At 71.6% G+C, this 24,135-nt stretch carries 18 protein-coding genes; 8 read left to right on the top strand and 10 right to left on the bottom strand.

Features of this window, described 5'->3' with window-relative positions; all coding sequences use genetic code 11:
- Positions 1–262: 262 nt before the first annotated feature.
- The 3 genes from dnaG to ACWD5Q_RS17715 form a co-directional block, all read right to left on the bottom strand.
- Complete coding sequence (gene dnaG / locus ACWD5Q_RS17725) at positions 263–2,170, bottom strand: DNA primase (protein WP_451427927.1); 1,908 nt, start codon at positions 2,168–2,170, stop codon at positions 263–265.
- Between the two features lie 124 nt (positions 2,171–2,294).
- Positions 2,295–3,560: an NAD(P)/FAD-dependent oxidoreductase gene (locus ACWD5Q_RS17720; protein ID WP_451427926.1), complete on the bottom strand. Its 1,266-nt coding sequence runs from the start codon at positions 3,558–3,560 to the stop codon at positions 2,295–2,297.
- Between the two features lie 136 nt (positions 3,561–3,696).
- Complete coding sequence (locus ACWD5Q_RS17715) at positions 3,697–5,034, bottom strand: deoxyguanosinetriphosphate triphosphohydrolase (protein WP_451427925.1); 1,338 nt, start codon at positions 5,032–5,034, stop codon at positions 3,697–3,699.
- A gap of 384 nt (positions 5,035–5,418) precedes the next feature.
- On the opposite strand from ACWD5Q_RS17715, the gene ACWD5Q_RS17710 reads away from it, so the two are divergent.
- Positions 5,419–6,114 carry a SanA/YdcF family protein gene (locus ACWD5Q_RS17710; protein ID WP_451427924.1) on the top strand — a complete coding sequence of 232 codons (696 nt, stop codon included), beginning with the start codon at positions 5,419–5,421 and terminating at the stop codon, positions 6,112–6,114.
- 56 nt (positions 6,115–6,170) lie between these two features.
- Here the strand turns inward: ACWD5Q_RS17710 and ACWD5Q_RS17705 are convergent, their stop codons facing one another.
- From ACWD5Q_RS17705 to ACWD5Q_RS17685, 5 genes are all read right to left on the bottom strand, one after another.
- On the bottom strand, positions 6,171–7,079 hold the full coding sequence (locus tag ACWD5Q_RS17705; protein ID WP_451427923.1) for an intradiol ring-cleavage dioxygenase: 909 nt from the start codon (positions 7,077–7,079) through the stop codon (positions 6,171–6,173).
- 159 nt (positions 7,080–7,238) lie between these two features.
- Positions 7,239–8,525, bottom strand: a complete 1,287-nt coding sequence (locus tag ACWD5Q_RS17700) for an ABC transporter permease (protein WP_451427922.1) — start codon at positions 8,523–8,525, stop codon at positions 7,239–7,241.
- Positions 8,522–9,229 carry an ABC transporter ATP-binding protein gene (locus tag ACWD5Q_RS17695; RefSeq protein WP_451427921.1) on the bottom strand — a complete coding sequence of 236 codons (708 nt, stop codon included), beginning with the start codon at positions 9,227–9,229 and terminating at the stop codon, positions 8,522–8,524. The genes ACWD5Q_RS17700 and ACWD5Q_RS17695 overlap by 4 nt, the downstream gene beginning before the upstream one ends.
- Entirely contained in the window at positions 9,226–10,716 is a 1,491-nt protein-coding gene (locus tag ACWD5Q_RS17690; RefSeq protein WP_451427920.1) for a peptidoglycan-binding protein, read from the bottom strand. Before ACWD5Q_RS17690 ends, ACWD5Q_RS17695 begins: the two co-directional genes overlap by 4 nt.
- Positions 10,717–10,811: 95 nt before the next feature.
- Entirely contained in the window at positions 10,812–11,306 is a 495-nt protein-coding gene (locus tag ACWD5Q_RS17685; RefSeq protein WP_451427919.1) for a hypothetical protein, read from the bottom strand.
- 239 nt (positions 11,307–11,545) lie between these two features.
- Here ACWD5Q_RS17685 and ACWD5Q_RS17680 point away from each other — a divergent pair, with 239 nt between their 5' ends.
- From ACWD5Q_RS17680 to ACWD5Q_RS17660, 5 genes are all read left to right on the top strand, one after another.
- Positions 11,546–11,980, top strand: coding sequence for a hypothetical protein (locus ACWD5Q_RS17680; protein WP_451427918.1), 435 nt, complete (start codon positions 11,546–11,548; stop codon positions 11,978–11,980).
- An 82-nt stretch (positions 11,981–12,062) separates the two neighbouring features.
- On the top strand, positions 12,063–13,022 hold the full coding sequence (locus tag ACWD5Q_RS17675) for a hypothetical protein (RefSeq protein ID WP_451427917.1): 960 nt from the start codon (positions 12,063–12,065) through the stop codon (positions 13,020–13,022).
- Between the two features lie 94 nt (positions 13,023–13,116).
- Positions 13,117–13,554 carry a helix-turn-helix domain-containing protein gene (locus ACWD5Q_RS17670; protein ID WP_451427916.1) on the top strand — a complete coding sequence of 146 codons (438 nt, stop codon included), beginning with the start codon at positions 13,117–13,119 and terminating at the stop codon, positions 13,552–13,554.
- A 332-nt stretch (positions 13,555–13,886) separates the two neighbouring features.
- Complete coding sequence (locus tag ACWD5Q_RS17665) at positions 13,887–14,408, top strand: hypothetical protein (protein WP_451427915.1); 522 nt, start codon at positions 13,887–13,889, stop codon at positions 14,406–14,408.
- Between the two features lie 135 nt (positions 14,409–14,543).
- The gene (locus ACWD5Q_RS17660; protein ID WP_451427914.1) at positions 14,544–15,194 is read left to right on the top strand and encodes a class F sortase; all 651 of its coding nucleotides are present in this window, start codon (positions 14,544–14,546) and stop codon (positions 15,192–15,194) included.
- Positions 15,195–15,368: 174 nt separating this feature from the next.
- Here ACWD5Q_RS17660 and ppdK read toward each other — a convergent pair whose 3' ends face one another.
- A complete protein-coding gene (gene ppdK, locus ACWD5Q_RS17655; RefSeq protein WP_451427913.1) occupies positions 15,369–18,110 on the bottom strand; it encodes a pyruvate, phosphate dikinase in 2,742 nt (913 codons plus the stop codon).
- Positions 18,111–18,657: 547 nt separating this feature from the next.
- Entirely contained in the window at positions 18,658–19,878 is a 1,221-nt protein-coding gene (locus ACWD5Q_RS17650) for an ROK family protein (RefSeq protein WP_451427912.1), read from the bottom strand.
- A 286-nt stretch (positions 19,879–20,164) separates the two neighbouring features.
- On the opposite strand from ACWD5Q_RS17650, the gene ACWD5Q_RS17645 reads away from it, so the two are divergent.
- Entirely contained in the window at positions 20,165–22,072 is a 1,908-nt protein-coding gene (locus ACWD5Q_RS17645) for an MGH1-like glycoside hydrolase domain-containing protein (protein ID WP_451427911.1), read from the top strand.
- 91 nt (positions 22,073–22,163) lie between these two features.
- Positions 22,164–24,101: an amylo-alpha-1,6-glucosidase gene (locus ACWD5Q_RS17640; RefSeq protein ID WP_451427910.1), complete on the top strand. Its 1,938-nt coding sequence runs from the start codon at positions 22,164–22,166 to the stop codon at positions 24,099–24,101.
- Positions 24,102–24,135: the final 34 nt, after the last annotated feature.

Raw genomic sequence — 24,135 nt, 5'->3', positions numbered from 1 at the left:
AGGTCCTCGTAGCGGAGCTACTTGGGCCTTTCGGCAACGCGGCGAGCGTGCGTGCCAGGCGTCGCGAGCCGGGCGCCCATTTTGTCCGGAGCTCTCAGGCACCGCACCCCAGTGTGGAGTACGACACATCGCTGCCACGAGGGGCGTGCGACCACTTTTTGAGTCCCGTGCGTGACCGTGCGGTTACTCAGCTCGTTCGACCATCGCACTGCCCACAGCCGATCGGGCAGGAGCCCTCCGAGGCGTAGTCCCCCGGCGGTGCTCAGAGCGCCGCCGTGCCCCGCTCCCGCAGCGCCTGGTCGTACTGTTGCAGGACCCACAGCTCGTTCTGCACGGTGGCGAGTTGGGCCGGGTCTCCGTAGGCGCCGAGGCGGGTCAGGGTGCTCTGGACGTCACGGACGCGGCGTTCGACCGCACGGCGGCGGACCGTGACCAGCTGAGCACCCGCGTAGGCCTCGTCCACCTCCTTGCGGAGCATGATCGCCTCGACCGCCAGCTCCGTGACCATGGCGCGGACCGTGTCGTCGGGTGCCGCCTCGCGGACGCGGACCAGATACTCCTGCGGATCGTGGGTGCCGTACTCGGCGCCTCCCGCCTCCATGATCGCCTGGCGGACGGCGGCGTACGGCGCCGCCGTGAACTCGTCCACCCCGTACGCGTCGAACGCCGGGGAGACCATCTCCGGCCGCTGGAGGGCGATTTTGAGCAGCTCCCGCTCGGTCGCGTAGACCGGGTTGCGGAGGTTGAGCGCCGGGCCGGAGGCCGCCGGGCGGGGGGCCGCCCGGTAGGACCCCGGGGCACGCTGCCCGGCCGGCGCCGGTCCCCGGCCGCCCCGGTCGCGGGCCCAACGGGCCAGTTGCGCCACCCGCTTGACCACGAACTGGGTGTCGAGGATGCCGAGCATGCCGGCGAGCTGGACCGCGACCTCGTGCTGGGCGCCGCTGTTCTTGATCCGGGCGACGACCGGCGCCGCCTCGTCCAGCGCGCCGGCCCGGCCGGCCGGGGTGTCCAGGTCGTAGCGGCCGACGATCTGACGGAGCGCGAACTCGAAGAGCGGGGTGCGGGGTTCGGCCAGTTCGGCGACCGCCTCGTCGCCCTTGGCGAGGCGCAGATCGCAGGGGTCCATGCCGTCCGGCGCGATCGCGATGTACGTCTCGGCGGCGAACTTCTGGTCGTCCTCGAAGGCCCGCAGGGCCGCCTTCTGGCCGGCCGCGTCACCGTCGAAGGTGAAGATCACTCGCGCCGAGCCGTTGTCCATCAGCAGCCGGCGCAGGATCTTGATGTGTTCGCCGCCGAAGGCCGTGCCGCAGGTCGCGATGGCCGTGGTGACGCCGGCGAGGTGGCACGCCATGACGTCGGTGTACCCCTCGACCACCACCGCCCGGCTCGCCTTCGCGATCTCCTTCTTCGCCAGGTCGATGCCGTACAGCACCTGGGACTTCTTGTAGAGCGCCGTCTCGGGCGTGTTCAGGTACTTGGGTCCGTTGTCCGCCTCGTACAGCTTTCTCGCGCCGAAGCCGACGACCTCCCCCCCGATGTCGCGGATCGGCCACATCAGCCGGCCGCGGAAGCGGTCGATGGGGCCCCGGCGGCCCTCCTGGGACAGGCCGGAGAGGATCAGCTCCTTGTCGGTGAAGCCCTTGCCCCGCAGATAGCGGGCGAGGTGGTCCCAGCCCTGAGGGCTGTAGCCGACGCCGAAGTGGACCGCGGCGGCCTGGTCGAAGCCCCGCTCGGCAAGGAACGCGCGTCCCGTGTCGGCCTCGGGGCTGGTGTCGAGCTGCTCCGCGTACCACTCGGCGGCGAGCCGGTGGGCCTCGACCAGGCGGATGCGCTCGCCGCGCTGGTGGGTGGGGTTGTACCCGCCCTCCTCGTAGCGCAGCGTGATGCCCGCGCGGGCGGCCAGGCGCTCGACGGCCTCGGAGAAGGAGAGGTGGTCGACCTTCATCACGAACGTGAGGGTGTCGCCGCCTTCCTGGCAGCCGAAGCAGTGGAACAGGCCCTTGCTCGGGCTGACCTGGAAGGACGGCGACTTCTCGTCGTGGAACGGGCACAGGCCCTTCAGATTGCCGCCGCCGGCGTTGCGCAGCTGGAGGTACTCGGACACGACGGAGTCGATCGGGACCGCGTCCCTGACCGCCTTCACGTCCTCGTCGTTGATCCGTCCTGCCACGCGTGAATTCTACGGGGCGCAGCCGACAGTCCCGGGGCGCGCCGACAGGCCCCGGCCGGGGCCCGGGGGTTGGCCCCGGGAATCACGGCACGGGGCACTGCGACCGCGGACGGCGGCCGTCGCGTCAGGGGACCAGGCGCTCCAGCGGCACCCCGGGGTCCGCCAGCGCCTCCCGGTCCACCACCGTCCCGGCCCGGATCAGGGTCTGGATCCGCTCTGTGACGTCCCACACGTTCATGTTCATCCCGGCCAGCACCCTTCCCTCCTTCAGCCAGAACGCGATGAAGTGCCGCTTGCCCACGTCGCCGCGCAGCACCACCTCGTCGTACGACCCGGGCGGCGCCCACCCCGAGTACTCCATCCCCACGTCGTACTGGTCCGAGAAGAAGTACGGCACCCGGTCGTACGTCACCTCGCGGCCGAGCATCGCGCGGGCGGCGGCCGGACCCCCGTTCAGCGCGTTCGCCCAGTGCTCCACGCGCAGCCGGGTACCGAAGAGGGGCAGGTGGTAGGAGGCGATGTCGCCCGCCGCGTAGATGTCGGGGTCGGAGGTGCGCAGCCGCTCGTCGACCAGCACACCCCCGCCGTGCGCGCGGTCGGCCATCTCCAGGCCCGCGGCCTCGGCGAGCGCGGTGCGCGGCGCCGCGCCGATCGCGGCGAGCACATCGTGCGCGGGGTGCTCCTCGCCGTCGTCGGTGCGGGCGGCCAGCACCACACCGTCCCGGCCGACGATCTCGGTGAGCCGTACCCCGAAGCGGAAGCGGACGCCGTGCTCGCTGTGCAGTTCGGCGAAGAGGCTGCCCAGCTCGGGGCCGAGAGCCGCGTGCAGCGGGGTCGGCTCGGGATCGACGACGGTGACCTCCGCGCCGTACTCGCGGGCCGCGGCGGCGACCTCCAGGCCGATCCAGCCCGCGCCCGCGATCACCAGGTGGCCGTTCTCCCGGCCGAGCGAGGTGAGGACGCCCTTGAGGCGCTCGGCGTGCGCGAGGCGGCGCAGATGGTGGACGCCGGCGAGGTCCGTGCCGGGGACGTCGAGGCGGCGGGGCTCGGCGCCGGTGGCCAGCAGCAGCTTGTCGTAGCGGACCAGGGTGCCGTCGTCGCCGAAGCGGACCGTCCGCGCCTCGCGGTCGACGGCGTCGACGGTCTGGCCGAGGTGCAGTTCGACGTCGCTCCGCGCATACCAGGCGGGTTCGTGGACGAAGACGCTGTCGCGGTCCTCCTTGCCGAGCAGATAGCCCTTGGACAGGGGCGGCCGCTCATAGGGGTGGTCGCGTTCGTCACAGATCAGTATCACGCGGCCGGTGAAGCCCTCCGCGCGGAGCGTCTCGGCCGCCTTCGCGCCCGCGAGACCTCCTCCGACGATGACGAATGTCTGATCCGCGTCGACCACTTGATGCCTCCTCGTAAGGATGTCGCCACCAGGGAGCGTCCCGCACGTGGTGTGCTGCGGGAAGAGGGGTGGCCCGATCAGCCCACACAGGGTTACTCCGGGACGCGTACGTCCCGGCTGTCTCAGCGGGTCCGGGTCACGCGCGTCCCGTCAGCCGCGCGTGCAGGGACCCCGCCGAGGCGTCGGTGAGCGAGGCGATCTGGTCGACGATCACCCGCTTGCGGGCCCGGTCGTCGGCCGCCTCCTGGAACAGCGCCCGGAACTGCGGGTCGAGCCCCTCGGGCGCGCGGGCGGTGAGCGCCTCGGCCAGTTCGGCCATGACGATCCGCTGGTCGGCGCGGATCCGCTCCTGCTCGGCGCGCTGCATGACATACCGGTCGGCGACCGCCTTGAGGACCGCGCACTCCATGCGGGTGCTTCTCGGGACGACGAGTTCGGCGGCGTACCGGGTGAGCCGGCCGCTGCCGAAGGCCGCCCGGGTCGCGCCCTCCGCGGCCAGGCAGAAACGGCCGATGAGCTGGCTGGTGGCGTCCTTCAGGCGGGCCTGGGCGACCGCGGAGCCGTCGTAGCCGCGCGGCCACCACTCCTGGGCCAGCAGCCGGTCGAGGGCCTCGGCGAGTTCCTCGGGGTCGGTGGCCGCGGGCACGTACCGGCCGAGGGCCACGGCGAAGACCGCCTGCCGCTCGGGTTCGGCGTACAGGCAGCCCGGGTCGAGATGACCGGCGTGCAGGCCGTCCTCGAAGTCGTGCACCGAGTAGGCCACGTCGTCGGACCAGTCCATGACCTGGGCCTCGAAGCAGGTGCGGTGGTCGGGGGCGCCCTTGCGGAACCAGTCGAAGACGGGCCGGTCGTCCTCGTAGACCCCGAACTTCGGGGACGCGGGGTCGGTGGGGTGGGCGCCGCGCGGCCAGGGGTACTTGGTGGCGGCGTCGAGGGCGGCGCGGGTGAGGTTCAGCCCCACGCTGACGAGTTCGCCGGTGGCCGGGACGCGCACGAACCGCTTGGGCTCGATAAGGGCGAGCAGGCGCAGGGACTGGGCGTTGCCCTCGAAGCCGCCGCAGTCCGAGGCGAACTCGTTCAGCGCCTGTTCGCCGTTGTGCCCGAAGGGCGGGTGGCCGAGGTCGTGGGAGAGGCAGGCGGCCTCGACGAGGTCGGGGTCGCAGCCGAGGGCCGCGCCCAGCTCCCGGCCGACCTGGGCGCACTCCAGGGAGTGGGTGAGCCGGGTACGGGGGCTGGCGTCCCAGGCGTCACTCCTCGTGCCCGGGGTGACGACCTGGGTCTTGCCCGCCAGACGGCGCAACGCGGCCGAGTGCAGCACGCGGGCGCGGTCGCGCTGGAAGGCGGTGCGGCCCGGGCGTTTGTCGGGTTCGGCCGCCCAGCGCTCGGTGTCCGTGCCGTCGTACGCCCTGGCGGTCGCCGGACCGTCCTCGTACCGCGCGGACGTGTCGTGGCCCTTCGGTGCAGTCCCGTCCATGCCCCGACAGTAGACGCAGGCGGTGACAATCGGGATGTCGGCGTCCGCTTCGACTCGGCCGTTTCCCGCGCGGGGCCGCTTCGGTCAGGCCGGTGCCAGGGCGGGTGCGGCGGTCGGCTCGGGGGCCGCGACGGCCTGGTCGTAGCGGTGCGGGACCGGGCGGGCCACGGCCGGGTGCGCGCCGAGCGGGGCCGGCCGCGATCCACGGGGCCGCCGCGGCGCACCGGACCACCGGACGCCGCGCCGCCGGGAACAAACCGGATCACCGTACTCCGAGCCGCCACGGGCGAACCGGATCGCCGTACGCCGCGTCCCCACTGACAACGACCGGCGACGACCTGACGACGACCGGCGACGCCACCGACCCCAAGGGGACGCGTTGTGATGGGCCTGCCGCGCCTGAGGATCCGCAGACCGAGGCTGCCGCGCACCCGCGCCGGGCAGCGGCGCACCGTCCAGGGCCTGATGCTGCTGTGCGTCCTCGCGCTGCTGCCGGCGACGTGGCTGTACCTCACCACGGGCGACCGGCTGCGCACGACCGCGGACGTGCCGCGGACGCAGGTCGCCGTCGTCTTCGGCGCGGGCCTGTGGGACGGCGAGCCGTCGCCGTACCTCGCCCACCGTCTGGACGCGGCGGCGCGGCTGTACCGGGCGGGCCGCGTCGAGGTCGTGCTCGTCACCGGCGACAACAGCCGTGCGGACTACGACGAGCCGGACGCGATGCGCACCTATCTGACGCGGCACGGCGTGCCGAACGAACGGATCGTCAGCGACTACGCGGGCTTCGACACCTGGGACTCCTGCGTGCGCGCCCGGAAGATCTTCGGCGTGGACCGGGCGGTCCTGATCAGCCAGGGCTTCCACATCCGGCGCGCGGTCGCCCTGTGCCAGGCGGCGGGCATCACGTCGTACGGCGTCGGCGTCGACGACAGGCATGACAGGACCTGGTACTACGGCGGCACCCGGGAGGTCTTCGCGGCGGGCAAGGCGGCCCTGGACGTGCTGCTCCAGCCGGACCCGCGGTTCCTCGGGCCGCGGGAGCCCGGGGTCGCGAAGGCCCTGGCGGCGGCGCGGAGGTGACGAGGCCGGGGCTTCGGTCGCGGGGAGTCGTGGGGCGGGCGGAAGGCGCCGGGGGTTCAAGGGGTCGGGGGGTTCGCCGGGCGGGAGGCGCTCGCCGCGCTGTCCGGTGCCGGTGTCCTCCCGGCGCGCGGTGCGCCCGTCGCGGCCTGCGCGGGCTCCCGCGCCGGGTCGATGCCGATGGTCAGCGCCCCGACGAGTCCCGTGGCCACGCCCCCGGTGACGCTCATGAGTCCGTCCTTCCCGCCGCCCTCGCGGTACACCGGGTCCTGCGCGAGCCGGGTGCGCGTGCCGGTGTGCCGGGTGTACGGGGACCTCGCGTACACCGCGTCGGTGTACCGGTCGGGGAAGAAGAGCTGCCCGCTCCAGTTCACCCTGCCGCCCTGGTAGCCCCGGTCGGTCCTGCTGCCGCCGGTGCGGACCCTGACGTTGATGTGCGGGGCCCGCGTCGCGCTCCAGCCGGGGAAGACCGTGGTGAACTCGGCGAGGCCCCCGGCGTCGGTCGGCTGCCAGCCGCGCAGGAACGTCCCGGAGCCGGCGGACCCGCCCGCGGTGGGTCCCCGGCCGTCCGGACGCGCGTCGGGGTAGCCGGAGTAGTGGCCGAGGGCGTCGCAGTGCCAGATCTCGACGTCGGCGCCCGCGAGGACGGCGCAGGCGTGCGGATGGTCGCGCACGGTCAGCCGCAGCCTCAGCACAACGCCCTGCCTGCCCTCGGTGACGTCCGAGCGCCGGGGCGCGCCGTCCAGGTGGTAAGGGCCCGCCGCCACACTCCGGTTGAGCACGCACAGCTCGGCGTCCGGTGCGGTGTCCGGCACTCCGTCGCGACCGGATCCGGCTCCCTCCCGCCCCGGTACCCGGGTGCCGTCGTCCGAGGACAAGACGGAGAAGAGCCCGACTCCGAGGACGGCCCCCGCGGCGGCGCCGCCCAGCGCGAGCGCCCGCCGCCGGGCGATGTCGCTATCGGTCATGGGCGGGACCCTAGGGCGGGCGGGGCGGCGGCGGGCGGGGACGCACGGTGCCATCCCCCGCACGAGCGACGCGGGCGGAAAGCTGTGTCAAGGGGGTGCATGGCCGGGGCGGGGGTCAGGCTACATCGCCGCGCCCGCCGTCGCGGCACGGCTCAGGGTCTAGCGGCGCAACGCCTCGGCCGGCTGGATTCGTGCCGCCCGCCACGCCGGGTACAGCCCCGCGACGACACCCGTGACCAGACCGATCGCGGGGGCCGCGACGACGGTCTCCGGATGGACGACCGGCGTCCAGTCCCGGACCACCGCGACCGCGACCACGGTCAGGACGCCCAGTGACGTGCCGACCAGACCGCCCAGCGTGCCGAGCGCGCCCGACTCCGCGAGGAACTGCACCGTGATGTGGCGCCCTCGCGCTCCCAGGGCTCGGCGCAGACCGATCTCCGCGGTCCGTTCCAGAACGGCGACCAGGGTGGTGTTGGCTATGCCCACGGCACCGATGACCAGGCAGATGGCCGCCAGCAGCAGGAACAGCTGGCCGAGGTCGTTTCCGACTGCGCCCCGCAGTGCCCTGGGGTCGGGAGGCGGGATCACCTTGAAGTACTCGGGGTGGTCCGGGCGCAGCGCCGTCGCGGCCTCATGGGCGGTCTGCCGGGCGGCTCCGAGCCTGGTGGAGACCAGCATCTTCGCGCCACCGTCCTGCGGTGCGCCCCAGATCCGTTCCGCGGTCGTATGCGGTACCACGACCGACAGCAGCAGATCGGCCTTGCGTTCGGCGCCGTCGATGATGCCGGTGACGGTGAAGGGCTGGCTTCCGATGAAGATCGCCGGACGAGTTTCCAACGTGGTGATGCCAAGCCGCTCGGCGACCGAGGTGCCGATGACGGCGACGGGCGCCGCATGGTCCGACGCGTACGTGTCGTAGCCCCTTCCCTCGGCGAGCCGGACGCCTGCCGCGTCGAACACTCCCGGGGAAGCGGCTACGACGTCGATACTGCCCTGAAGGCCACTGTCGCCCACGGGCGAGGACTTGACAGTCGTGTCCGGATCGAGCCGCACCGGCCAGTAGATTCCGACGCTTCGGACGCCGTGCAGTCGTCCGATCCGTTCGTCGGCGTCCGGCGGGAAAGCGAGTCCCGCGAATTCGTCCTGCTCGTGGGCGATGTCCTCTACGGTCACCTCAGTCGCGCTCAGGGCGTTGAACCGCGTGTCGATCTGTGACGAGGCGGTCGCCGTCAGTCCGAGTATCGCCACGAACGTGCCGACGCCCAGGACCGTGCCGAGGGCGGTCAGTGCGGAGCGCGCAGGGCGCTGGAGCATTCCGGCCAGTGACTCGGCAAGGGCATCACGCCAGCCGAACACCGACGCCTGGACCTGAGAGCCTGTGCCTGGGCGGGCGGCACGACGACGCAGTCGGGCAGGACGGCAGGGCACTCGGATCGGGCTCATGGCGTCCCTGTCTCGGGCGTCGTCTCCGGCACGCTGAGCACTCCGTCGCGGATCGTCACCGTCCGGCCGGCGCGGGCAGCGACAAAGGGATCATGCGTGATCACGAGGATGGTCATGCCGTCCGCGTGCAACTCCTCGAGCAGGGCAAGCACGGAGTCCGCGTTGGCCGTGTCCAGATTCCCGGTCGGCTCGTCGCACAGCAGCAGGGAGGGACGAGCCACCAGCGCCCGGGCTATCGCCACCCGCTGTCGCTCACCACCCGACAGCCGGGTGGGCAGCGCGTCGACCCGGTGGCCGAGGCCCACGCGTTCCAGTGCCTGACGTGCGCGTCCTGCTCGCTCACGGTGGGGTACGCCGTTGTACACCATGGCGAGCGTGACGTTCTCCAACGCACTGCGCTGGGGAAGGAGATGGAAGGACTGGAAGACGAACCCGATACGGCGCCCTCTCAGGGCAGTACGGTCGGAGTCCCGGAGCGCCCCGGTGTCGATGCCGTCCAGGACATAGGTGCCGCTGGTCGGTCCGTCCAGCAGGCCGGCGATGTTGAGGAACGTGGACTTCCCGGATCCCGACGGCCCCACAACGGCGACGAACTCACCCGGACCGACCGTCAGGTTGCAGGGTTTGAGCGCCGCCACCGACGGCGGCCCCGGGTACGTCAGTCCGACTCGGCGGAACTCGATGACCGGCACGGCTCCCGTCACGGGTTCTCCTTGCGGGGCACTCCCGTCACCACCTGGTCGCCCTCGGCGAGGGCCTTCACGGTCACCGGGACGACAGCCACGAACCCGTCACCCGCGGTACCCGTGCGGACCTCGACCCGGCGCCTCTTGCCCGCTGTCTCGAGCACCGTCACGGTGGTACGGCCGTCGGAACCGGCACTGATCGCGGTGATGGGCACGAGGAGTGCCTTCCTGCCGGTGGACGCCGCGATGACGGTGACGCGCACGTCCTGCCCGGTGAGGCGGGCGTTCAACGGCTTGTCGGGCGTGATCTCCACGAGCCGGCCCGAGGCGTCCTGGCCTTGAGCAGCGCCGCTCGCTCCGCCCTGTCCTTGCTCCTGCGACGTGGCCGGGGCGTCGGAGACGGAGGTGACCTCACCCGTGGCGGACGTACCGCTCACTTCCGAGTAGATCTCGGCTTTGCGTCCTGGCCGTATGAGGTCTTTCTGGTACTGGGGGACGTGCGCCTGGACGACGAGCTTGCCCGCGGACACCGTCATGGCGGTTCCGGACACGTCCTCGCCGACCTTGGCGGACACCGCGTCCACCCGGGCCGGGAAGTCCTCCAGGAACACGACCTCGGCGGCGGGGAGCATGGGACCGGCGGCCGCCTTGGCGTCGGCGAGCTTCTTCCGTGCGTCGGCCAGATCCTCTTGCGCTCTGCGGACCGCCTTGCTGAGGCTGCCGGTGTCCGCACCGCCCCTCGCGGCTCCACCGCCGGCAGCGTCACCCTGTTCACTGCCGGAGTCCTGGTGCGGTGAAGTCGCTTCCGTCAGAGCGTCCTTGGCATCCTCAAGAGCACGTTCCGCATCCGTGACCTGGGCCTGGGCGCCTTCGACCGTGTCCCCGTCGCCCCGCTCCGCGGAGACCGGATCGTAACCCAGTGTGGAATACAGGGAGTTGAGTGCCGCCTTCGTACCGGAACCGAAGCGGCCGACGGGATCCGGGGCCGTGTCGTGGCCGAGGTCGCGCAGGGCGCGCTGGAGCTGCGACACGTCGTCACCCGTGGCGCCGGGACGGAGGTCGCGGTAGACGGGAAGGCTGCCCTGCAGCGTGAACACCGGTCGTGCCGACACCTCCATCAGGACCTGCCCGGCTTTCAACGGGTCCCCGGTCTTCACCGAGATCTTGGTCACCACCGACCGCGCCGCGCCTTCGCCGGCCGCCCCCTGGGGTGCCACCTGGAGCGACTGCCCCGCCACCACTTCCCCGCGCGTGATGATCGACGATGTGAGCACCCGGTACTCCACTGGGGCCGACAGTACGTCGGGCCGTGGCGCCGCGGCCTCCGCGGCCACCTGCGCCGGTGACTTCACCACCAGCGCAGCCCCGAGGCCTCCGAGAGTGGCGAGTACGGCTGCAGCCGCCACGGCAGCGACCCAGCGGCGCCGTCCGGCGAGGCCACCCTGCTCCGGATCCTGCTCGTCCGGCTGGTCCGGAGCGGCTTCGACGCGCGTGACCTCCGTCATCGCCTTCCTTTGTGATGTCTGCGGGGCACGCGGCCCGATGAGACGACGTGCCGTTGGGGGATGAGGCCCGGCGTGCGGTCCGGAGGAAACTCGGTTCAGCCGCCTGCGATGCCGCCGCCGGAGCCCGGGGAGCATTTCTCGGAGATGGCGAGGAACTTGGGCGTCTTGTACGTCTTGGCCTGGTCGGCCGGCAGATCGACCTGCCCGGACTTCGGATCGGGGTCCGGGTAGTCGGGGAAGCCGTTCTTCCGGACGCAGGCGCTGAAATTCCGTGCCGCTGCCACGGCCTCGGACGGGGCCGGCGACGCGGAGACGTGATCGGGGAGGAGATCCGCGCACTTCGCTTCGGCGCCCGTCAGGGACGTGTCCTCGTTCTTGTCCTTGTCCACGCGCAGTTGACCGTCATCACGCTTCTCCAGGACGACCCCGTGCTTCTCCAGGCACCCGTAGTAGGCCCGCTCCTGGGAGCTCGGCGCAGGGGACTTCGTGTCCCCCGCCTCGGGCGCACCGCTGCCGGAGCAGCCGGTGACGAGCAACGAAGCGAACAGCAACGCCGCCGCATACCTGGGTGCGGCCGGGCGAACGAGCATACGGACTCCCATGAGCAGCGAGCGGGAATGAGTACGAACGTGGCGTACGGACCCGCTTGGTCGACCCACCGGGAGGGCGCGCACACCTGTCTGTCGACGCCGGCCGGCTGGGGGATGCCCGAGCCTAAGCCGGGCCAACCTGTGCGTCTACTGTCCCCGCGGACAGTAGACGGCTTGAAATGACCTTGCTTCACTTTGCCAAGTCTTGATCACTATGGGAACTCGCAGGGGGCGGACAAGTGAACAGGTACAGCGCAGCGAGACGAGCCGCGGGACTCGCGGTCGCCGCGGCAGCGATCGGCGGGCTCACGCTGACCACGGCAGGCACCGCGGCGGCCGCCTACAACAACGACGGCAACCTCGAATCGGGAGAGTTCGGCCTCTACTACAACTCCGGTCAAAGCGGCTGTGTCTTCGATCTGATCTCCGGAGACAGGGACTTCTCCGACGACCACTTCAAGGCGGGAACGTCCGGCGGCACGTGCAGCGGCAAGGGGCAGACCACGAACGACAACACCGCGTCGTACCGGAACCGGGACACGTACACCTGGTACGTCTGGACCGATGCCTACGGCGGGGGCGTCAAGGGCTGGCTCGACCCCGGGTATGTCGGCAACGCGTCCGACACCTTCAAGAACAAGATCTCGTGCGACTCCTATTACGACTTCACCTGACGTCCTCGGGGCGTTGTCCCGCCCGGCACACCTGGGCGGGACAACGATCGGCGCCGTATGTTCCTCCACTCGAAAGGCCCCCATGTTCCCGCCGCGTTGGCAGACCGCCGTCATGTTCGCGACGGTCACCGGTGCCCTGCTGTTGCTGCCTGCGTGCGCCGCCACCGGCACCGAGGGTTCCAGGGCGGGTGGCGAACCCCGCGTGACCGCCACGCCGGTGATGCTCAGGACCGCGGGAGCGAGCTTTCCCCTGGACGCCTACGAGGCCACGCCGGAACAACACGACGTACTGCTGAAGGCGCAAGGCGTTCTGACCCGACGTTGCATGGCTCGCTTCGGATTCAGCTACCAGCCGCCCGAGCAGCCCACCGCATCCACGGGCGAGTCGAACGCCCGGGTCTTCGGTCTGACGGACATGGCCGCAGCCTCCCGGTACGGCTATCAGAACCCCAGAGCAGCCAACCCTCCCGTGAAGCAGGGAACGAACTCCCTGACAAAGGCGGAGGAATTGGCCTTGGGTGGCGAGGACAATGTGCGCCCCGCCGATATGCCCTTCTCTCAGGAGGAGGCGGAACGGACCGGCGGGAGCAAGGTGACGTTCAACGAGAAGCACGTGCCGGTCGGCGGATGCAACCGGGAGTCCTTTCTCAAGCTGTACGCGCCCAAGGCAGACGCGGTCGACATGCTCTTCGTGTTCAACCTCAGGAGTGAGGCCGACTCGAAGGCCCGCGAGGACTCCCGGGTGCGGCAAGTCGACAAGCGTTGGACGGAATGTATGGCGAAGGCCGGGTACACCGTCACCGATCCGGTGAACCCGACCAGAGAACTCGGCATCACCGAGAGCGACTTGGCCGGCCCCAAGGCCATCACCGCCGCCAAGGCGGACGTGGGCTGCAAGCAGAAGGTCAATCTCGTGGGCGTCCACTACGCGGTCGCCAACGCTTACCAACGGCAGCTGATCGACAAGAACGCACAGACGCTGGCCCTGGCCAGGAAGCAACTGCAGGCCCGCCTGGTGCTGGCCGCCTCCCTGACCCGGTAAGTGGTTCCGACCGGGCTGATACGGTTCCCGTCGGATTGCGGATCGCCGGTGTCCGCGGGAGACATGGCTGACGTCGGGACCGTGGGAGGGAGACATGGCAACCACCTGCAGGCTGTGCCGTCTGCCGGAACACTTGCGTGACACCCTGGGCCTGGCCCTCTCCCTGCTGCCCACCCTGACCAGCCGGGAACACCAGATTCTCGAGCAGCTCGTCACTTCTCCGGAGTACGGCGAACTGGCGCGTTCTCTCGGGATATCGGAGCGAACGGTGAAGTTCCACGTCACGAACCTGCGCAACAAGTTGGGCGGGCTCAGCCGACTCCACCTGTGCATGGTGGCCCTGCTCGACCTGATGGCCCTTCCGCGCAGCACCGACATCTGCCCCTCGCATCGGACGCTGGGCGCGCTGACCGAGCTCATTCCGAGTCAGAGACCTCCGGCTCGGACACCAGCACCCACTGCCCCGGCCCACCCTGCATACCCGGCCCAGGAGAACCGGACGGGCAGTATGGGCGCCCCACCGGCGCACTGATCGCCACAAACCGTGGAGCTACGCAAGGTCGTGATGCGCTCCCGCTTCGCCCCACGGGCCGTCCGGCGCACCCCCGTCACCCGTTCATCGCCCGCTGACGACCTTTTGTGATCTTTCCCGTGACGGATCGCCGGATACCTTCTGACCTGCGGGAACATTGCTGCGGCCGTCCAACGGATCACCGTCTGGGCACCCGTTCGGCCGCAAGGGCGACGCTCCGTCAACAGGCGGTCGCGGCCGGGTGCCCTTCTCCTCGAAAGAGCAGGGGTACGACCGACACAGCGGCACGCTGGGGATGTCGCGGGCCGTGCCCTCTCGGAGGAGCACACACGATGCGACGTACGGCCCGCCTGCTGACCGGTACCGCGCTCGCCCTCGGCGCCGCGGGTCTCGCCGCGCCCGCGTACGGCGGTGACACCGGGATCCTGGAGGTCTCCCCCTCCGCCGTCGTCCCCGGCGCGCAGGTCACCGTCAGCACGGCGGCGTGCGGCGCGGCCGGCGCGGCGGCGGGCGACGCCAGCGCGGTCGGGGCCGGCCAGTTCGTCCTCGGGCCCGGCACGCACCAGCAGGACGTGATCGGGCGGTTCCGGGTCCCGCCCGGCGCGCAGCCGGGCACGTACGAGATCGTCGCCCAGTGCTCCGGCGGCCGGCACACCACCGTGACCGGCGATCTGACGGTCACCCTCACCGCGGCCAAGGACCAGACCCAGCCGCGGGGAAGCGTGAAGACGGGGGTCGGGGGCGCACTGGGCCCCGACCCCGTGAAGACCACGGCCGGTGTGGCGGCTCTCGCCGTCGCGGCCGCGGGCGGTACCTGGCTCCTGCATCGCCGGGTCAGAGGCGACGGGGTCTGACGGACGCCCCCGCGCTGTCCGCCCGCCGGTACCGCCGTCCCCCATCCCCCTCCGGGTCCGACTGCCCCTCGCGGCCCGGAGGGGGTCCCCGAGGCCTCCGGCCCTCGGGGACCCCGGTCCCAGAAGGAGGACCACGTGCGCAAGGTCGGCAGGTCCGGCACGGTCGGCGACGTCGTCATAGCGTCCGTCACGGTGGTCGCCCTGTGCTCGGGCGTGTGGCTGCTGCGCGCCGCAGAGACCCACGCACCGCCGCAGCCCTCGGGCGCGCGGACGGCCGCGGACCCCGGCCACGAGTGGTCCGCCGTGGCCGCGCTGCCGCCCGCTCCGCTGCCGCCCTCGCCTCCCTACCGGATACGCATCCCCTCCATACACGTGGACGCCCCGCTGACGGGACTCGGACTGACGCCCGCCGGCAGCCTCGACGTCCCGCCCGCCCGCGACAAGAACCTCGCCGGCTGGTACGAGGCGGGCACCATGCCCGGCGAGACGGGCACCGCGATCGTCGCCGGGCACGTCGACAACGCCGAGGGCCCGGCGGTCTTCTACGACCTCGGCGCACTGAGCCGGGGCAGCACGATCGAGGTCGACCGGCGCGACGGGTCGACGGCCGTCTTCACGGTCGACGCGGTCGAGGTGTACCAGGCGAAGGACTTCCCCGACCAGAAGGTCTACGGGGCGGCACCCCGCCCCGAGCTGCGGGTGATCACCTGCGGCGGCGGCTACTCGAGGACGACGGGCTACCAGGGCAACGTGGTCGTCTTCGCACATCTGACCGACAGCCGCTGAGGACTTGCGCGCGGGGGACGGCCCCCGGGGGCACGGGCGCGGGCACGGCGCGCGGACACGGCGAAAGGGCGGCACCCCCCGCACAGGGGTGCCGCCCTTTCTCGGTGATCCGGGCCGTCCCCGGGTCGGTGAGGGTTGAGGTGACCGAGGACGGCCCGGTGGTCTCCGGGGGTGTCAGCGGTGGTCGCTGCCCTCCGCCTGCGAGGCCGCCCGGCCCGCCTCCAGACGGGCCACCGGGATACGGAACGGCGAGCAGGACACGTAGTCCAGCCCCACCTCGTGGAAGAAGTGCACCGACTCGGGGTCGCCGCCGTGCTCGCCGCACACTCCGAGCTTCAGGTCGGGCCGGGTCCGACGGCCCGCCTTGGCCGCGTCGCGGACCAGCTTGCCCACGCCGTCCTTGTCGATCGTCTCGAACGGGGAGACGCCGAAGATGCCCTTCTCCAGGTAGGCCGTGAAGAAGCTCGCCTCCACGTCGTCCCGGCTGAAGCCCCACACCGTCTGGGTGAGGTCGTTGGTGCCGAAGGAGAAGAACTCGGCGGCCTCGGCGATCTGTCCGGCCGTCAGCGCGGCGCGCGGCAGCTCGATCATCGTGCCGATCGCCAGCTTCAGCCGGGTCCCCGTGGCCTCCTCGACCTCGGCGATGACCCGGTCCGCCTCCTCGCGCACGATCTCCAGCTCCTGGACCGTGCCGACGAGCGGGATCATGATCTCCGCGCGCGGGTCGCCCTTCGCGCCCTTGCGCTCGGCCGCCGCCTCGGCGATCGCCCGTACCTGCATGGTGAACAGGCCCGGGATCACCAGGCCGAGGCGGACGCCCCGCAGGCCCAGCATCGGGTTCTGCTCGTGCAGGCGGTGCACGGCCTGGAGCAGGCGCAGCTCGTTCTCGTGCGGCTCCTGACGGGACTCCGCCAGCGCCACACGCACCGACAGCTCGGTGATGTCGGGCAGGAACTCGTGCAGCGGCGGGTCGAGGAGGCGGACGGTGACCGGCAGACCGTCCATCGCCTCGAACAACTCCACGAAGTCCTGCTTCTGGAGGGGCAGGAGTTCCTTCAGGGAGTCCTCGCGCTCGACCTCGGTGTCCGCCAGGATCAGACGTTCCACCAGCTCACGACGGTCGCCGAGGAACATGTGCTCGGTACGGCACAGGCCGACGCCCTGGGCGCCGAAGCGCCGTGCGCGCAGCGCGTCCTCCGCGTTGTCCGCGTTCGCCCGCACCCGCAGCCGGCGCTTGCGGTCCGCGAAGGCCATGATCCGGTGCACGGCCTCCACCAGTTCGTCGGCGTCGTCCGCGCCCGCGTGCATCCGGCCCTCGAAGTACTCGACGACCGGGGACGGAACGACCGGGACCTCACCGAGGTACACCTTGCCCGACGAGCCGTCGATGGAGATCAGGTCGCCCTCCTCGACGACATGCCCGCCCGGCACCGTCATCCGGCGCCGCTTGGTGTCGACCTCCAGCTCCTCCGCGCCGCAGACACAGGTCTTGCCCATGCCGCGCGCGACCACGGCCGCGTGCGAGGTCTTGCCGCCGCGGGAGGTGAGGATGCCCTCGGCCGCGATCATGCCGTCCAGGTCGTCGGGGTTGGTCTCACGGCGGACCAGGATGACCTTCTCACCGGAGCGCGACCACTTGACCGCCGTGTACGAATCGAAGACCGCCTTGCCGACCGCCGCGCCCGGCGAGGCCGCGATGCCCCGGCCGACCTGCTCGACCTTCGCGCTCTCGTCGAACCGCGGGAACATCAGCTGCGCGAGCTGCGCGCCGGTGACGCGCTGCAGCGCCTCGGCCTCGTCGATCAGGCCCTGGTCCACGAGCTGTGTGGCGATGCGGAAGGCGGCGCCCGCGGTGCGCTTGCCGACGCGGGTCTGGAGCATCCACAGCCGGCCGCGCTCGATGGTGAACTCGATGTCGCAGAGATCCTTGTAGTGGTTCTCCAGGGTCTCCATGATCTGCATCAGCTGGTCGTACGACTTCTTGTCGATGCGCTCCAGCTCGGCGAGCGGGACCGTGTTGCGGATGCCCGCCACCACGTCCTCGCCCTGGGCGTTCTGCAGGTAGTCGCCGTACACGCCCTGGTGCCCGGAGGCGGGGTCGCGGGTGAAGGCGACGCCCGTGCCGGAGTCGGGGCCCAGGTTGCCGAAGACCATCGAGCAGACGTTGACCGCCGTGCCCAGGTCGTGCGGGATGCGCTCCTGGCGGCGGTAGAGCTTGGCGCGGTCGCCGTTCCAGGAGTCGAAGACCGCCTTGATGGCGAGGTCCATCTGCTCGCGCGGGTCCTGCGGGAAGTCGCGCCCGGCCTCGGTCTTGACGATCTTCTTGTACTTGGTGACCAGCTTCTTCAGGTCGGCCGCGTCGAGCTGGGTGTCGTCGGTGACCTTCTTGGCCTCCTTGGCCTTCTCCAGCGCGTCCTCGAAGAGGTCGCCGTCGACGCCGAGGACCGTCTTGCCGAACATCTGGATGAGGCGGCGGTAGGAGTCCCACGCAAAGCGCTCGTCACCGGCCTGCTTCGCCAGGCCCTGCACCGACGTGTCGGAGAGACCGATGTTCAGGACGGTGTCCATCATGCCGGGCATCGAGAACTTCGCCCCGGAACGGACCGACACCAGCAGCGGGTCGTCGGCCTGGCCGAGCTTCTTGCCCATCCGCCCCTCGAGGGCGGCGAGGTGCGCACTCACCTCGTCACGCAGCGCCGCGGGCTCCTCGCCGCTGCCCAGGTAGACCTTGCAGGCCTCGGTGGTGATGGTGAAGCCCGGGGGAACGGGCAGACCGAGGTTGGTCATTTCGGCGAGGTTCGCACCCTTGCCACCGAGGAGGTCCTTGAGGTCCTTGTTGCCCTCGGTGAAGTCGTAAACGAACTTCACGCCCTCCACGCCGTTTTCCGTTACGTGGGGATCTTTGTTTTCCGACACGGTCTCGACTCCTCGAGGACGCGGTGGCTGCCCTGACGGCGAGGAACATACCCAGATCGAAGGCGCCTGGGTACGTCCACTTGCGCGTCATGCGCCTGTAACCACTCGTCCGCCACTGGATCGAAAGTCAAAGCTTCGCAAGCGCCGACCGGGGGATGTTTTCATTTCTTGAACGAGTCAACGCCCGTAGACCCATTTCACTGCTCAGATGAGCGACTCTCGCCACGTCTGATTTCGATCGATGAACGATCAAAGGGTGGCACTGAGTGCCATCCTTTGAGAAATGCAGCCGCCCATGATTCGCTCATCTGAGCGCAACCCCTATCAAGGGTGGCGAGAATCACGCTATGCGAGGCGGCCCGTTTTCACCATGCGGACGCGTGTACGGACGGAAATGCGAAGGTCATACCCGCGACACCGACCGTAGGCACCACTCCGCCGCACGCTGTGCACCGCATCTCCGCACCGCATCTCCGCACCGCATCTCCGGAACGCCTCGCGCCCCGTCTCACCTCGCGTGACGCCTTGTACCGCGCCTCGCCCCGCGTCACACCCCGAGCGCGAGCAACCGTTCCTCCACCCGTTCCGGTGCGTAGAGGTGCTCGACGACCAGGGCTCCCGCCCCGACCAGGCCGGCCCGTTCCCCGAGCCGGGAGGTCACCACGTCCAGGTGCGCGGTGGAACGCGGCAAAGCCCGCTGGTACAGCAGCTCCCGCACCCCGGTCAGGAAGGGTGTTCCGGCCAGATCTCCGGCGATCATCAGCACCCCCGGGTTCAGCAGGGTCACGACCGTCGCGAGGACGTCCCCGACCTGTCGTCCGGCCTCCCGGGCGAGCGCGGCGGCCTCCGGGTGCCCGGCGGCCAGCAGGTCCCGTACGTCCGAACCGGAGGCGGCCGGCACCCCCGCCTCGGCGAGCCGGCGCGCGACCGCGCCTCCGCTCGCCACGGCGGCGAGACAGCCGTAGGAGCCGCACCGGCACAGCGCGCCCGCGCCCTCGGGGACCCGGATATGGCCGATGTCCCCGGCGCCGCCGTCGACGCCGCGGTAGATCCGGCCGTCGACGACCACTCCCGCGCCGATGCCGGTGGACACCTTGACCAGTACGAACGCCGAGCAGTCCGGGTGCGCGGTCCGCCGTTCGCCGTACGCCATCAGGTTCGCGTCGTTGTCCACGAGCACCGGCACGTCCGTGCCGCCGTGCGCGTGCTCGGCGAAGGCGCGACGGAGGCGCCCTCGGATGTCGTACCCGTCCCAGCCGGGCATGATCGGCGGCTGCACCACCCGTCCGGTGCCGCTGTCCACGGGCCCGGGGACGGCGAGCCCGATCCCGCAGACCTCGTGCGCCCGGTGGCCCGACTCCTCCAGCAGTCGGCCGAACCAGTGGCCCAGTTCGCCGAGCACGGCCTCCGGGCCCTCCTCGATGACCAGGATCCCGGTGTGCTCGGCCAGGATCTCCCCGGTGAGGGAGAGGACGGCGGCGCGGGCGTGCCGGGTGTCGAGGTCGGCGGCGAGGACCACCGCATGGGCGTCGTCGAACTCCAGGGTGATCGCAGGGCGCCCGCCGAGCGGGGAATCGACCGGTCCGCCCGCGCCCTCGCGCAGCCAGCCGGCCCGGAAGAGACGGTCCAGGCGCTGGCCGACCGTGGCCCGGGACAGGCCTGTGGCCTGCTGAAGGGCACCCCGGGTCGTGGCCCGGCCACTGCGGACCAGTGCGAGCAGATCTCCCGCGCCGGCCTGGTGGCCCGGCTTCCCCGCCCTTCCGCTCATGCGTACCCCCTTGCGTTCAACAACCCTGCATTACATAGTGAGTTCCGCATGTTAAACAGGCGTAACCCTACGGTGGTTGCCGCCGAACCCGCTCGGCAGAACGTCTTTCGGGGAGACCTGAGTGGACCGCCCTACCCGACTCATCGCCCGCCGTACGGAACCCGCCGGTCCCGTGCACACCCCCGGAACGCCACCGACACCCGCTCCGCACGAGAATTCCCGGCCCGGACCCGCTGTATACGATCCGTCCGCGTACTCGGGATCACTGCACGCCAGAGCCGCACAGGTGCTCGAGGGGAACTGGACGGGCACCTCCACGGTGCCGTCGCGCGGCCTGTACCCCCACCAGTGGTCCTGGGACTCCGCGTTCATCGCGATCGGCCTGCGCCATCTGTGGCCGCTGCGGGCGCAGACGGAACTGGAGACGCTCCTCGACGCCCAGTGGGCGGACGGGCGCATCCCGCACATCGTCTTCAACGCCTCCGTGCCGCTCGACGCGTACTTCCCGAGCCCCGACTTCTGGCGGTCCTCGACCGCGGGGCGCGCGGCGGGCGCCCCGCGCACCGTGGAGACCTCGGGCATCGTGCAGCCACCGGTGCACGCGCTGGCGGCCTGGCTCGTGCACCGGGCCGACCCGGGACTGTCCCGGGAGCGCGGCTTCCTGCCCCGGGTGTACCCGCGGCTCGCCGCCTGGCACCGCTATCTGCTGCACCGCCGGGACCTGGGCGGCGGCGGGCTCGTCTCGGTGGTGCACCCCTGGGAGCAGGGCATGGACAACAGCCCCGTCTGGGACGCGCCGCTGTCCAGGATCACCCCGGCCCCGGCCCGCTCGTTCCGCCGCGCCGACCTGGACCACGGCGCACCCGAGGGCCGCCCTACGGACCTGGACTACGGGCGGTACGTGCGACTGGCGACGGACTACCGGGACAGCGGATATGCCGACGAGACGGATGAGGGGGCGGCCCGCAGGGCCTCGGTTGAGGGCGGTGACGGAAGACGGGCGGGAGAGTTCGCGGTGGAGGACCCGGCGTTCAATGCGCTGCTGATCGTGTCGGAGTACGCGTTGGCCCGGATAGCGCGGGAGTTGGGCGCGACAGGCACGGCCCGCCATGCCCGCGCCCAGCGCCTGACGACGGCCCTGATCGACCGCCTCTGGGATCCGGCCGAGGGGATGTTCTTCTGCCGGGATCTACGGGGAGAGGCGGGAGAGAGCGACGCTCTTGAAGTGAAGCGGCGCTCTCGGGGTGGTGCGTGTGTTGGGTCGCCGCGCAGCGAGGATGGTGCGCGCGATGGGGAGCGGCACCCTCGGAGCGGCGCTCACGATGCGGAGCGACGCTCTCGGGTCAGCGCTGTCGAGACAGAGCGGCGCTCTCGGAGCGGCGCGCACAGCGGAGAGCACCGCTCCGAGAGCACCGCTCACGACGACGAGCAGTGCTCTCGGAGCGGCGCACGGTCGGGCACCGAGCCGCACGCTCAGAGCGGCGCTCTCGGATCAGAGCAACGCTCCCGGAGCAGCGCTCACGAGAAAGAGCACCGCACCCAAGACAGCACCCCCAGCCCGGAGCAGCGCACCCAGAGCAGCGCTCACAAGACAGAGCACCGCTCTCACGACAGCACCCCCAGCCCGGAGCAACACCCCCAAAACAGCGCTCACAAGACAGAGCACCGCTCTCACGACAGCACCCCCAGCCCGGAGCAACACCCCCAAAACAGCGCTCACAAGACAGAGCACCGCTCCCGAAGCGGCGCTCCGTCCTCCGACCCGTGCCCACCCGTCGGCGTCCTCCTCGCCGAGCGCAGCGTCTCCGGGCTCATCCCGCTGCTCCTGCCCGCGCTCCCCCGCGACATCGTGGCCGCGCTCGTGCGCACGCTGACGGGGCCCCACTTCGGGCTGGGCGGCGTCACCCGGCTCGTGCCGAGCTACGACCTGCTCGGCGAGGCGTTCGACCCGCACCGGTACTGGCGCGGCCCGGCCTGGTTCAACACCGGCTGGCTGCTGGAGCGCGGCCTGAGGACGCACAGGGAGCACGCGGCGGCCGACGCGCTGCGCGAGGCCCTGCTGGAGACGGCGGACACCTCGGACTTCGCCGAGTACGTCGACCCGTACACCGGCGAGGCGCGCGGCGCCCGGGGCTTCGGCTGGACCGCCGCGCTCACCCTCGATCTGCTGCACACCCCCCACACCCACAGCTGAAACCGAACCAGGGGGACTCCTTTACCGGACACGGAGTATCCCCCTTGGGCACCTGCACGTTCGACAGGAGTGACAAGGGAGAGGACCGGGGATGACGGACCGGCATCATCTGCTCGTGCACGGCGGCACGTTCGCCGCCGTGGGCGACGGCGGCGACATCAGCGGAGTGCGGGGCGGCAACTCCCCGGCCGGGTTGTTCGTACGGGACGCACGGCACTTGAGCCGGTGGCAGCTCACCGTCGACGGCGCCGTACCCGAGACGATCACGCCGGTCGCCGACGGGGACGCTACCCGCTGTGTGCTCGTACCGCGCGGTGGCCGGCAGGAGCCGCCCGCGTACACCCTCTTCCGTGAACAGGCCGTCGTGGACGGCGCGTTCGTGGAGTCCCTGCGGGTCACCAACAACCGCCCCGTGCCGACCACGGTGCGCGTGGCGGTGACCGCGGACGCCGACTTCGCGGACCAGTTCGAGCTGCGCTCCGACCACCGTACGTACGCCAAGGCAGGCGCCGTGCGCTCCCGTCAGGTCCTCGACGACGGCGTGGAGTTCGGCTACCGGCGCGGCGAGTGGCACTCCAGTACGACCGTCACGGCCGAGCCCCCGCCGGACGGTGTGGAGGAGACGGGCACGGGCGCCCGCCGCCTGGTCTGGGCGCTGGAACTCCCGCCGCACGGCTCGACGGAGCTGCTGCTGCGGGTCGCCGCCCGGCCGCACGGGGCCCCGCGGGACCCGGCGGTCCCGGCGTCCCCCGCCGCCGCCACCGAGCGACTGCTCGACCTGGAAGGCGCGTTCATGGAGGGCGTGGCGTTCCCCACCGGCTGGCCCCAGCTGGCCACGGCGTGCGCGCGGGGCCTGTCCGACCTGGCCGCGCTCCAGGTCCCGGCGACCGGACCCGAGGGCGAGGAACTCCTCGTCCCCGCCGCGGGCGCCCCCTGGTTCCTCGCCCTGCTCGGCCGCGACGCGCTCCTCACCTCCCTCTTCGCGCTGCCCTACCGCCCCGGGCTGGCCGCGGCCACCCTGCCCGCGCTCGCCGCGACGCAGGCGACCGAGGCCGGCTCGCGTTCGGTGGCCCAGCCGGGGAAGATCGTGCACGAGGTGCGGCACGGGGAGCTGGCGCACTTCGGGCAGGTGCCGTACGGGCGGTACTACGGCTCGGTCGACGCGACCCCCCTCTTCCTGGTGCTGCTGGGGGCGTACGTCGAGCAGACCGGCGACCTGGCGCAGGCCCGCCGCCTGGAGCCCCATGCCCGGGCGGCGATCGGCTGGATGCTGGACCACGGCGGGCTCACCTCCCGCGGCTATCTCGTCTACCGCGCCGACCAGGGCGGTCTCGCCAACCAGAACTGGAAGGACTCCCCCGGCGCGATCTGCTCCGCCGACGGCAGCCGTCCGCACGGGCCGGTGATGGCGGCGGGGGCGCAGGGGTACGCGTACGACGCGCTGCGCCGCACCGCGCACCTGGCGCGCACGGTGTGGGACGACGAGGTGTACGCGGCACTGCTGGAACAGGCGGCGGGCGATCTGCGCGACCGGTTCCAGCGCGACTTCTGGATGGACGAGCACGCCTTCCCCGCGCTCGCCCTGGACGGCGAGGGCCGCCAGGTGAACGCGCTCGCCTCGGACGCGGGGCATCTGCTGTGGTCGGGCCTGCTGGACAAGGAGTACGGCGAACTGGTCGGCCGGCGCCTGCTGGAAGGGGACTTCTTCTCCGGCTGGGGGGTGCGCACACTGGCCGCGGACCAGGCGGCGTACCACCCGTTGTCGTACCACCGCGGCTCGGTCTGGCCGCACGACAACGCGCTGATCACCCTGGGCCTGGCGCGCTACGGGCTGCACGACGAGGCCCGTACGGTGGCGCACGCGCTGGTGGAGGCGGCGACGGCGACGGGCCACCGGCTGCCGGAGGCGTACGCGGGCTACGGCCGCGACACGCATCCGGAGCCGGTGCCGTACCCGCACGCCTGCACCCGGGAGTCGCGTTCGGCGGCGACACCGCTCGCGCTGCTCACCGCGGTCGGGGGCGCCTGACGCGGGTGCACGTGAATCCGGGCCGGTTGACCTC

This window comes from Streptomyces sp. NPDC002513 (genome assembly GCF_053595355.1).
The sequence above is the reverse complement of the archived record's forward strand: the minus strand, read 5'-3'. Positions and strand labels throughout refer to the sequence as shown.